Origin of the sequence: Tsukamurella hominis (assembly GCF_965137015.1) — a bacterium.
Taxonomy (GTDB): domain Bacteria; phylum Actinomycetota; class Actinomycetes; order Mycobacteriales; family Mycobacteriaceae; genus Tsukamurella; species Tsukamurella hominis.
In genome coordinates, this window is sequence record NZ_CBCRZG010000011.1 from 134,316 (window position 1) to 146,710 (window position 12,395).

The following is a 12,395-nucleotide window of genomic DNA, read 5'->3' on the forward strand; positions in this document are numbered from 1 at the left end:
GGGTGGGGGCTACGGGCGAGTAATGAACGACGACGCCCCCGGCGCGGGGCCGGGGGCGTCGTCGTTGTCGGACCGAGATCAGTCGCGCGTGAGCTTGCGGTGCGTCACGGCGTGCGGGCGCGCCGCCTCCGCGCCGAGGCGCTCGATCTTGTTCGCCTCGTACGCCTCGAAGTTGCCCTCGAACCAGAACCACTGGCCCTCGGAGACGTTGCCCTCCCACGCCAGGATGTGCGTGCAGGTGCGGTCGAGGAACCAGCGGTCGTGGGAGATCACCACGGCGCAGCCGGGGAACTGCTCGAGCGCGTTCTCCAGGCTGGAGAGCGTCTCGACGTCCAGGTCGTTGGTCGGCTCGTCGAGGAGGATCAGGTTGCCGCCCTCCTTCAGCGTGAGCGCCAGGTTCAGCCGGTTGCGCTCACCGCCGGAGAGCACCTCGGAGGGCTTCTGCTGGTCCGGGCCCTTGAAGCCGAACGCGCTCACGTAGGCGCGGGCGGGCATCTCGTTCTGGCCGACCGTGATGTAGTCGAGCCCGTCCGAGACCACCTGGAAGACGGTCTTCTTCGGGTCGATGTTGGCGCGGTTCTGGTCGACGTAGCTGAGCTTGACCGTCTCGCCCACCTTGACGTCGCCCGAGTCCGGGCTCTCCAGGCCGACGATGGTCTTGAAGAGGGTCGTCTTGCCGACGCCGTTGGGGCCGATGACGCCGACGATGCCGTTGCGCGGCAGCGTGAAGCTCAGGTCCTTGATGAGGACGCGGCCGTCGAAGCCCTTGTCCAGGTTCTTGACCTCGACGACCACGTTGCCCAGGCGCGGCGGCGTCGGGATCTGGATCTCCTCGAAGTCGAGCTTGCGGTGCTTCTCGGCTTCGGCCGCCATCTCGTCGTAGCGCTCGAGGCGGGCCTTGTTCTTGGTCTGCCGGGCCTTGGCGCCGGAGCGGACCCAGGCGAGCTCCTCCTTGAGCCGCTTCTGCAGCTTCTGGTCCTTCTTGCCCTGCACCTCGAGGCGCTCGGCCTTCTTCTCCAGGTAGGTGGAGTAATTGCCCTCGTACCCGTGCAGCTTGCCGCGCTCGACCTCGCAGATCCACTGCGCGACGTGGTCCAGGAAGTACCGGTCGTGGGTCACGGCCAGGACGGCGCCCGGGTAGCTCGCGAGGTGCTGCTCGAGCCAGAGCACCGACTCGGCGTCGAGGTGGTTGGTGGGCTCGTCGAGGAGCAACAGGTCGGGCTTGCTCAGCAGCAGCTTGCACAGCGCGACGCGGCGCTTCTCACCGCCGGAGAGGTTTGTGACGGGCGAGTCGCCCGGCGGGCAGCGCAGCGCGTCCATGGCCTGCTCGATCTGCGAGTCGACCTCCCACGCGTCGACGGCGTCGAGCTGCTCCTGCAGCTTGCCCATCTCCTCCATGAGCTCGTCGGTGTAGTCGGTGGCCATAAGCTCGGCGACCTCGTTGTAGCGACGCAGGTTGACCATCGTCTGGCCGAGCCCGTCCTCGACGTTCTCCTTGACGGTCTTGGTCTCGTCGAGCTGCGGCTCCTGCATCAGGATGCCGACGGTGGCGTCCGGGTCCAGGAAGGCCTCGCCGTTCGACGGCTGGTCCAGGCCGGCCATGATCTTGAGGATCGACGACTTACCCGCGCCGTTCGGGCCGACCACGCCGATCTTCGCGCCCGGGTAGAACGACATCGTCACGTCATCGAGGATGACCTTGTCGCCGTGCGCCTTACGCACCTTCTTCATGGTGTAGATGAACTCAGCCACAGTCCCTGCCCTGTCTCACGCGAAAACGACCCACCGGTGTGCCGGGGGCAAACGACTCCAGACTACCGACCGGCACCCGCCGGCGGGTATCGGACCGGGCCGGGACGGACGACCGCGCGCGTCGTGCGTGGAGGGACCGGGTAGCGGACCGGGTAGCCCAGGGCTCCGGAATCGAGTAGTCGGACACTCTCGCGCCGCCCCCGGGCGCCGCGATCTACTCGGGTGGCGACGGGTCGAGCGGACGCCGGGGACGGGACGAGGCCGTGCGCCCGGCCACGGCTGCGCCCGCTCCCCCCGCACCGACTGGCCCGTAACAAGCCGGCCTTAAGGACCGAACGAGACAGTAGGAGCACGGTCGCTGGGGAGCGACCGTCGGACCGCAATCGTCCACAGGGGATAGGGGATTCGTCGTGAGGGATGAGGTAAGTGCAACCCGGGTGTGCGGAGAACCGGCACACCGCGAGCCGATCGCCGTCATCGGCATCGGATGCCGCCTGCCGGGCGGTGTGCGCTCCGCCGACGACTTCTGGAAGCTGCTCGACGAGGGGCGCGACGCGATCGTCGACATCCCCGCCGACCGGTGGAGCACGGACCGGTACTACGAGTCCGAACGCACGCCGGGCAAGAGCCGGGTGCGCCGCGGCGGCTTCCTGACCGACCCGGTCGACGAGTTCGACCCGGCCTTCTTCGGGATCTCCCCGGTCGAGGCGAGCTCGATGGACCCGCAGCAGCGGCTCCTGCTCGAGGTCGCGTGGGAATCGATCGAGGACGCCGGGCTGCGCGCCGAGGACCTCGAGCGCTCGCAGACCTCGGTCTTCACCGGGGGCTTCACCCTCGACTACAGCCAGATGCACTTCTCCACGTCCGCCGCGGAACCGCCGACGGTCGCCGCGCACACCGCGACCGGCGTCGTGATGACGATGCTGTCCAACCGCATCTCACACGCCTTCGACCTGCTCGGACCCAGCATGTCCGTCGACACGGCGTGCTCGTCGTCGCTCGTCGCGATCCACCTCGCGTGCCAGTCGATCTGGAACGGCGAGAGCGGCCTCGCCCTCGCCGGCGGCGTCAACCTGATGCTCAGCCCGAACTTCACCATCGCCGCGTCCACCGGCGGCTTCCTCTCCCCCACCAGCACCTCGCGGGCGTTCGACGCGGCGGCCAACGGCTACGTCCGCGGCGAGGGCGCTGCCCTCGTCGTGCTCAAGCCGCTCGCGCAGGCCCGCGCCGACGGCGACCGGATCTACGCGACGGTGCTCGGCACCGCCGTCAGCCAGGACGGGCGCACGAACGGCATCACCGTGCCCAACGGCGACAGCCAGAAACGCGCCATCGAAGCCGCACTCGCCCGCGCGGGCGTCGCCGCGGACTCCGTGGACTACGTCGAGGCGCACGGCACCGGCACCCCGGTCGGCGATCCGATCGAGGCCACCGCGATCGGCGAGATCTACGGCGCCGACCGGCCGGCGGACCGCCCACTGGTGATCGGCTCGGTCAAGACGAACCTGGGGCACCTCGAGGCCGCCGCGGGCGTCGTGGGCTTCATCAAATCCGCGCTCGCGCTCCGTCACCGGCACGTGCCGCGGCACCTGCACCTCGACGCGCTCAACCCCGCCATCGACCTCGACCGGCTGCGGATCCGGATCGCCACCGAGCCGACGTCGCTCCGCCCCGACGGGCCGCTACGCGCGGGCGTGAACTCCTTCGGCTTCGGCGGCACCAACGCGCACGCGATCCTCGAGTCCGTCCCCACCGCCGACGCGCCCGCCGCGCCCGCCGAGGACGTCGTTCGCGACGGGGTGGCGGTCGTGCTGCCCCTCGCGGCGCGCGGCGAGGACGCCCTCGCGCAGCTCGCGAGCGCCTACGCCGGACTCGCGGCGGCCGAGGGCGCAGCGCCGCTGGCCGGAGCGCTCACCCACCGGCGCAGCGCCCACCGCGCCGCGCGCCTCGCGGTGATCGCCGCGGACGCCGCCGCGACCGCGGACGCGCTGCACGCCGCCGCGGAGGGCGCCCCGCACCAGGCCGTCCGGACGGGATCCGCGCTCGCCGACGCCCGGCCCCTCGCCTTCGTCTACACCGGCATGGGCCCGCAGTGGTGGGGCATGGCGCGCGGCCTGCTGCAGCACAACCCCGTCTTCCGCGCCGCGATCGACCGCTGCGACGCCGCGATCGCGCCGCTCGTCGGCTGGTCGCTCACGGCCGAGCTCCTGGCTCCGGAGGCGACGTCCCGCATGCAGGAGTCCGTGGTCGCGCAGATCGCGAACTTCGGCGTGCAGTACGCGCTGACCCGGCTGTGGGAATCCTTCGGCGTCCGGCCCGATCTCATCGTGGGGCACAGCGCCGGCGAGGTCGCCGCCGCACTCGAGGCCGGGGCCCTGACCTTCGCCGACGCGATCACCGTGATCGTGCATCGCGCCCGCCTCCAGCACACGGCGAGCGGGACCGGCCGGCTGCTGGCCGTCGCGCTCGGCGAGACTGCGGCCTCGGAGCTGCCCGAGGTGGTGCGCGGCGAGGTCGAATTCGCCGCGATCAACAGCCCCGGATCGGTGGCCCTCGTCGGAGCGTTCCCCGTCCTGGAGTCGCTCGCGGAACGGCTCGGCGACGAGGGCGTTTTCGCGCGCCTCGTTCCCGGCGACGTGCCGTACCACAGCCGCGCGATGGACCCGCTCGAGGCGGAGCTCAGCACGGTCCTCGCCGGGCTCACCCCCGGCGCACCGTCGATCCCCCTCTACTCGACGGTGACCGGCGCTCGGGTTCCGGCCGACGGCTCCGAGCCGCACGACGCCGCGTACTGGTGGGGCAACATCCGCAGGCCGGTGCTGTTCGGCGCGGCCGCCGACGCCATGCTCGCCGACGACGCCGTGACCTTCCTCGAGATCGGCCCCACGGCGGTAGTGGGCCGGGCGATCGCCGAGGCCGCCGACGCCGGCGGGCGCTCGGTGACGACGGTCGCGTCGCTGCGCCGCGACGGCGAGGACGCCGAATCCTTCGCCGCGGCGCTGGCGGACCTGTGGGTCCACGGCATCGACGTGGACTTCTCCCCACTCGCACCCCGCGACCCGATGCGGCCGCTGCCCGCCTACCCGTGGCAGACGGGCCGGTACTGGTCCGAGGGCGACGCCGGGCGCCGGGAGCGGCTGGCGGACACCGTCGAGCCCTACCTCGGCAACCGGTCCGACGGTGCCCTCCCCGCCTGGCGGCGCCTGCTGGACGGCACCGCGCCCCGGTCGCTCGCCGATCACGTGGTGCACGGCGCGACGCTCTTCCCCGGCGCCGGCTACCTCGAGATCGCGGCGGAGGTCGCGCGTGACGAGTACGGCGCCACGGCGTGCACGCTGCAGGGCGTCGAGTTCGAGACCGCGCTGGTGCACGGCGGCGGCGGGACGTACCTGATCGACACCAGCCTCGACGCCGATTCCGGCCGGATCTCGATCCACGGCAAGGTGCCCGGCGCCGGCCGCTGGGCGCGGCACGCGACCGCGACGCTGCGGCCCGCGCCGTCGGTCGCGCCCAGCGTCGACCTCGCCCCGATCGCAGGCGCGCCGGTCCGGGAGGGCGAACTGTACGGGCTGTTCCGCGACGCCGGCTTCGCGTACGGACCCGCGTACCGCCTGCTGCACGACGTGACCGTCGGCGACGGCGCCGCTTCGGCGCGGATCCGGGCCGTCTCCGCGGAGCCCGTGGCGGACCGCGCGCCGATCCTCGAGCCGAGCGTCCTCGACGCGGCCTTCCAGCTGCTGCTCCCGCTGGCCTTCCAGCGCGCGGAGGGCGCCAAGCTCATTCCCGTCGGCGTCGACCGCGTGGTGATCCACGGGCGGCCCGAGGGCCCCGTCGTCGCCCGGGCCACCGCCCGGACCTCGCCCGACCCCGCCACGATCAGCGGCGACGTGATCGTCACCGCCGACGACGGCCGGGTCCTCGCCGAGGTGGAGGGCTTCACCGTCCGGATCCTCGACGACGCCGCCACGGCGCCGCAGCGCGTGGGCACGGACTGGGTGTACGAGCAGGCCTGGGAGCCGCAACCCGCGGACGACGCCGAGCACGGCTCGGCCGAGGGCACGTGGCTGCTCCTCGCGGACGGCACCGGCCTCGCCGACGGCCTCGCCGAGCGCCTGTCCGCGGCGGGCGGCACCCCGGTGCTGCTCCGCGCGGGCTCGGTCGCCGACGGTGCCGTGCCGCCCGCCGACCGCGCGGCCCTGGCCGCCGCGCTGGACCGCACGGTCCCCGACGCGGGCCTGCGGGGCATCGTCCACCTCTGGTCGCTCGACGCCCGGCCCGACGCACCCGACCCGCTGCGCTGGACCGCGCACGAGGCGGTCCTCTCGGTGGTGCACCTCGCGGCCGAGCTCGAGCAGCGCGGCCTGGCGGCGCCGACCTTCCTGGTCACGGACGGCGCCCAGCCCGTCGCCGGCGGCGTGTCCGCGGCGGGGCTGCTGCAGTCCACGCTGCTCGGCGTCGGCCGGGTCCTGCACCACGAGCTGAGCGGGCTGCAGGCCCGCCTGGTGGACCTCGATCCGCAGGACCGGGACGCCAGTGCCGCCCTGCTGTTCGACGAGCTCACCGTCACCGGCAGCGACGAGGACCAGGTGTCCTTCCGCGGCGGCGCGCGGCTGGTCGCGCGCCTGTACCCGTCGGCCCGCTCCGGCGGTCGGATCCCCGCACGGATGCGCCCCGACGGTTCCTACCTCGTCACGGGCGGCCTCGGCGCGCTCGGCAGGCTGGTGCTCGTCGCCCTCGCGGAGCGCGGCGCGGGCCACCTGATCGTGACCAGTCGTTCGGGCCTCCCGGCGCGGGAGACCTGGGACGACCTCACCGATCCCGCGCAGCGCGACGCCGTCGTCGCGGTCCGCGCGGCGGAGGCGGCGGGCGCGACCGTCCACGTCGTGGCCGTGGACGTGACGGACGCCGGCGCCCTCACCGCGTGCCTGGCGCGGCTCCGGTCGCGCGGCGCGCCCGCACTGCGGGGCGTGATCCACTCCGCCGGCGCGGTGGACGACCAGATCCTGGTCCGGATGACGCAGGAGCAGGTCGAGCGCGTCGTGCGGCCCAAGGTGCTGGGCGCCTGGGCCCTACACGAGGCGACGGCCGGCGAGCCGCTCGACTTCTTCGCCCTCTTCTCGTCGATCTCGGCGGTCATTCCGTCGCCGGGCCAGGGCAACTACGCCGCCGGCAACGCCTTCCTGGACGCGCTGGCCCACTACCGCCGGGCGCAGGGACTGCCGGCGCTATCGATCAACTGGGGCCCGTGGGACGCCGGGATGATCGCCAGCCTCGGTCTCCGCGACCTGTACGGGCAGCGCGGGATCGACCTCATCGACCCCGCGACGGGCATGGACCTCCTCGCGGAGCTGCTCGGCTCCGGCGAGGTGCAGCAGGGCGTGGTGTCCGCGCACTGGCCCACCGTGATCGAGAGCTACGCGCTCACCCCGACCCTCGTCGCCCACCTCGGCCGGACGGAGGGCGACGCGGAGGGAGACGGCGAGTCGATCCTCGACCGGCTCGGCTCCGCCGCGGCGGACGACCGCGCGTCGATCGCCGCGGACGGGGTGCGGCTCACCGTGTCCCGCGTGCTGCGGATGGCGGAGGAGCACATCCCCGACGACGAGCCGCTCGGCCGCCTGGGCGTGGACTCGATGCTCGCCACCGAGCTGCGGATCCGCGTGGAGCAGCAGTTCCGCGCCGCCCCGTCGATCGCCTTCCTCCTCGACGGAGCGACAGTGGCGACGATCGCCGCCGAGCTGCTCGCCACCCTCGACTTCTCCGCGGGCGACGTCGAACCCGACGCCGAGGTCGACGACCTCGCGTCCCTGCTCGCGGACCTGGACGACGAGGCCGTAGCCGCCCTGCTCGCCCAGTCCGAGACCACCGAACCCAACGCCGGAGGCCCCCGATGACCGAGATCGAAGACCGCCTGGCGGCGCTCAGTCCCGCCCAGCGCCGCGCCCTCCTGGCCCGGCTCGGGAAGGCGCCGTCGGCCGCGCCCGCCGCGGCGCCGATCACGCCCCGCGTGCGCGAGGGCGACGCCGTGCGGCTCTCGGCCACACAGGAGAACATGTGGTTCCTGGAGCAGTTCCACCCCGCCACGACCATGCACGTCATGTCCGGCGTCGCGCGGCTGCCGATCGACGTCCCCCTCGACGTCTTCACCGACTGCCTGGCCGAGGTGATCGCGCGGCACCCGGTGCTGCGCACGCGGTTCGGCATGGAGGACGGCGAGCCGGTCGCCCGGATCGCACCCGCCGAGCGGCCCGAGGTCGCGTTCCTGGACGGTGTCGACGACGAGCGGATGTGGGACCGGTTCCGCGAGGACGCACGGACCCCGTTCGACATCGCCCGCGAGCCGCTGCTGCGGGCGACCCTCGCGCGCAGCGCCTCCGGCGGCACGTGGGTGCAGATCACACTGCACCACATGGTGGCCGACGGCTACTCCACCGGCATCCTCTTCGCCGAGCTGGGCCGGCTCGCCACCGGACGGCTCGTCGGCCGGCTGCAGCAGCTCCCCGACGTCCCGTTCCAGTACGCCGACGTGGCGCTCTGGGAGCGGGAGCGCGCGGAGGCGGACGCCGACGCCGCGGACATCGCCTACTGGACCGAGCGGCTCGACGGCACGCCGACCGCGCTGACCCTCCCGACGGACCGTCCGCGGCCCGCCCGGCAGAGCTACCGCGGCCGCCGGACCGAGTTCGCGCTCACCGCCGAGCAGGCCGCGGCGATCCGCACGTTCAGCGCCGAGCACGGCGTCACCCCCTTCGTGACGGTGCTCGGCGCGTACGCGACGGTCCTGGGCCGCTGGTCCGCGCAGGACGGCGTCGTCGTCGGCGTTCCCGTTGCGCAGCGCTCCCAGCCGGGGTCGGAACAGGTGATCGGCCCGTTCCTCAACACGCTCGCGCTGCCCGTCGCGCTCGAGCCGGGCGAGACGGTCAGGGGCCTCATCGCGCAGGTGAACGCCACCGTGCGCGAGGGCTTCACGCATCAGGACGCGCGCTTCGACCGCGTGCTCTCGGCGCTCGATCTCGGCCGCGACCCCGCGCGCCCGCCGCTGTTCCAGGCGATCCTCAACATGCAGGAGGACCGCAGCGCGCCCGAGATGCAGCTGCGCGACCTGTACAACGGCTGCGCCAAGTTCGACGTGCTGCTGAACGTCACCACGACGCCCGCCACGATGACCGGCACGCTCGACGTCGCGGCGGACCTGTTCGACCAGGAGACCGCCGACGCGCTGATCGACTCCTTCGTCGCGGTGCTCGAGGCGGTGACCGGTTCCTCGACGGGAAAAGAGATCTCGACGTTGCCGCTCTCGACCGTCCCGGTCCCGGCCGACCTGCCCGCCCCGCAGCCCGCCACCCCCGCGCTCGACGAGTACGTGCTCGCCGCGGCACGCGGTTCCGCCGACCGCACCGCGATCGTCGCCGGCGCGGAGCGGATCACCTACGCCGAGTTGAACGCCCGGGTCGAGCGGCTCGCCGCCCGGATCACCGAGCGGCTCGATGCACCGCCGCAGACGCCGGTGGGCCTGCTCCTCCCGCGATCGGCGGCAGTCATCGTCGCCATGCTCGCGACGCTGCGGGCCGGCTACTCCTTCGTGCCGCTCGACCCCGCCTATCCGACCGAGCGCCTCGAATTCATCTGCGCCGACGCGGGCATCCCCGCGCTGATCACCACCGCCGGAAACCTGGCCGAGGTGCCGGGCCTGAACCTCCCGTGGATCGACGCCACCGACGTCGACGACGCGACCGCCGAGGCGGCTCCCGCGCCGTCGACGGAGGATCCCGCGACCCGCACCGCGTACATGCTGTACACCTCCGGCTCCACGGGACGCCCGAAGGGCGTGCGGGTCTCGCACCGCAACGTCGTCACCTTCCTCGAGGCGATGCGCGCGGAGCCGGGCATGGCACCGTCGGACACGCTGCTGGCCGTCACCAGCCCGTCCTTCGACATCGCGATCCTCGAGCTGCTGCTCCCGCTCGCCACCGGGGCGCGGGTCGTCATCGCCGACGGTGACGACGCCCGCGACGGCGACCGGCTCGCTGCGCTGCTCGACGAGCACGCGGTCACGGTCATGCAGGCCACCCCCACCACGTGGCATCTGCTGCTCGACGCCGGCTGGTCCGGCACCCGCGGACTGCGGGCGCTCTGCGGCGGCGAGGCGATGCCCGCCGTGCTCGCGGGCCGGCTCCTCGCCGGCACCGACGAGCTGTGGAACATGTACGGCCCCACCGAGACCACCATCTGGTCGACGGTGCACCGGGTCACCGAGGCCGACGTCGCAGCGGGTGCGATCCCGATCGGCCACCCGATCCGCGGGACCGGAATCGTGGTCGCGGACGCCACCGGCGCCCCCGTCCCCGACGGGGTGTTCGGCGAGCTGTGCATCATCGGCGACGGTGTCACCCTGGGCTACCACGCACGCCCCGAGCTCACCGCCGACCGCTTCGTGACGCTGGCCGGGTCGGAGCGCGCCCGCGCCTACCGGACGGGCGACCTGGTGCGCCGGTTCCGGGACGGGCGGATCGAGTTCGGCGGCCGGATCGACACCCAGGTGAAGGTGCGCGGCTTCCGCGTCGAGCTGGGCGAGATCGAGAGCGCCCTCGAGACCGCGCTGCCCGGCGTCCGCGCGATCGCCGCCGTGGACGCGGCCGGTGCCGCGATCACCGCCTACCTCGAATGCGAGGCGGAACGCTTGGGCGACACCGGTGCCCTCCTCGCGAGGCTGCGGGAGACGCTGCCGCCGTACATGGTGCCGAGCGCGTTCGCCGTCGTCGACGCCTTCCCGCTGACGCCGAACCGCAAGATCGACCGCAAGGCGCTCACGGCCCGGGGCGGCGCACCGGTGGAGCTGGCCGCCGCGAGCGGCACCGAGTACCTCGCCGCCCGCACCGACCTGGAGCGCGACCTCACCGCGATCTGGACCGACCTGCTGTCGTTGCGGACGGCGCCCGGCGTCCGCGACGACTTCTTCCTCCTCGGCGGCCACTCGCTGCTCGCGACGAAGCTGGTCTTCCGGGTGCGGGAGAAGCTCGGCCGGGTGGTGCCCCTGCCCGCCCTGTTCGCGGGCGAACTGACGATCGAGCGGCTGGCGGCGATCCTAGAACAGGGCGGCGCGGGTTTCGAGAGCTCGTTGGTCCTCGCCGACGAGGTCGTTCTGCCGGAGCACATCCGGCCCGCGCCGGGCGCGCCCGTGCGCGACGTCACCGACCCCGGGAACCTGTTCGTCACGGGCGCGACGGGCTTCGTCGGAGCGTTCCTCCTCGCGGAGCTGCTGGACACCTCGTCGGCCACCATGCACTGCCTGGTCCGCGCCGGCTCGCCCGATGCGGGGTTCGACCGGATCCGGAGGACGATGCGCGACTACGGGATCTGGCGCGATGGCTACGCCGCCCGGATCGTCGCGGTGCCGGGCGATCTGACGCGCCCCCGGCTCGGCCTCGACGGCGACGCCTGGGCGGAGCTGGCCGCCACCGCGGACGGCATCATGCACTGCGGCGCCGACGTGAACTTCCTTCGGCCCTATCCGACGCTGAAGCCCGCGAACGTCGACGGCACGGTGCAGGTGCTCGCGCTCGCGTGCGACGGCCCCGTCAAGCCCGTGCACTTCGTGTCGACGACCTACGTCTTCTCGCGGTTCTCGTACCCGCAGGACACCGTCTTCGCCGAGGACGACCGCAGCCCGGTCCAGGATCCTCGCTTCACCTTCGGCTACACCCAGTCCAAGTGGGTGGGCGAGCAGCTCGTCTTCGAGGCCCGTTCACGGGGCGTGCCGACGTTCGTCTACCGCACGGGCCGCGTCGCGGGCCACAGCCGCACCGGGGCGTGCCAGCTGTCGGACTTCCTGTGGCAGACGATCCGGCTCGGCGTCGCCCTGGGCGCGGCGCCGGCGATGGACATGTCGACCGACATCACCCCCGTCGACTACGTGGTCGGCGCGATCGCGCACCTGGCGCGGCAGCAGCACCTCGCCGGACGCACGTTCCACGTCGTCTCGTCGGAGACGGTCGCGGTGCCGGACCTGGTCCGGTGGATGTCCGACTTCGGTTACGCCGGCGAGGAACTGCCGTTCGGCCGGTGGTGCGAGCGCGCCGCGGACCTCGCCGAGCGCGAGGGCGACGAGACGGCCGCCGCGCTGGCGCCGTTCCTCTCGGCGACGCCGCTGGACAACATGCCCGATGCGACCTTCGACGACGCGAACGTGCGGGAGGGCCTGGCCGGCACCGGCATCGCCTGCCCTCCGATCGACGGCGCGTTGCTGCGACGCTACTTCGAGTGGTTCATCGACTGCGGGTACCTTCCGGCGCCGTCGTCCCTGGATCTCCCGGCGAGCGCGGCGTCATGACCGATTCCACACCCCGCGGGCCCGTGGAGCGGACGACCACGACGCTCCGCGAGCGGCGCCGCCGGACACCGGTGCCGCCCCTCAACCCGCCGATGCTGCCCACCGGACGGATGAGAGCGTCCCGCCCGGCGGTGTCCGCGTCCCGGCCCATACCGACCGTGGCGCGACCGCTCCCCTCCGGGCCCGCACGCCCGGCGGCGCGCGTGTCACCGCCCGCCGACCCGCCGCAGCAGGCGCGCCCGGCGGTGGCCACCACCGCGNGGCCGACGGCCGTCGGCTCGTCCGCCCCGCCCGACCGCCCTCCGGCTCCGCC

At 73.4% G+C, this 12,395-nt stretch carries 3 protein-coding genes; 2 read left to right on the plus strand and 1 reads right to left on the minus strand.

Annotated features, from left to right (window positions below):
- Positions 1-78: 78 nt before the first annotated feature.
- Positions 79-1,752, minus strand: coding sequence for an energy-dependent translational throttle protein EttA (ettA, locus tag ACM9LD_RS15270; protein WP_415677458.1), 1,674 nt, complete (start codon positions 1,750-1,752; stop codon positions 79-81).
- Between the two features lie 410 nt (positions 1,753-2,162).
- Here ettA and ACM9LD_RS15275 point away from each other — a divergent pair, with 410 nt between their 5' ends.
- Together ACM9LD_RS15275 and ACM9LD_RS15280 are read left to right on the plus strand one after the other, a co-directional pair.
- On the plus strand, positions 2,163-7,646 hold the full coding sequence (locus tag ACM9LD_RS15275) for a type I polyketide synthase (protein WP_415677459.1): 5,484 nt from the start codon (positions 2,163-2,165) through the stop codon (positions 7,644-7,646).
- Positions 7,643-12,082, plus strand: coding sequence for a non-ribosomal peptide synthetase (locus ACM9LD_RS15280; protein ID WP_415677460.1), 4,440 nt, complete (start codon positions 7,643-7,645; stop codon positions 12,080-12,082). Before ACM9LD_RS15275 ends, ACM9LD_RS15280 begins: the two co-directional genes overlap by 4 nt.
- Positions 12,083-12,395 lie beyond the last annotated feature (313 nt).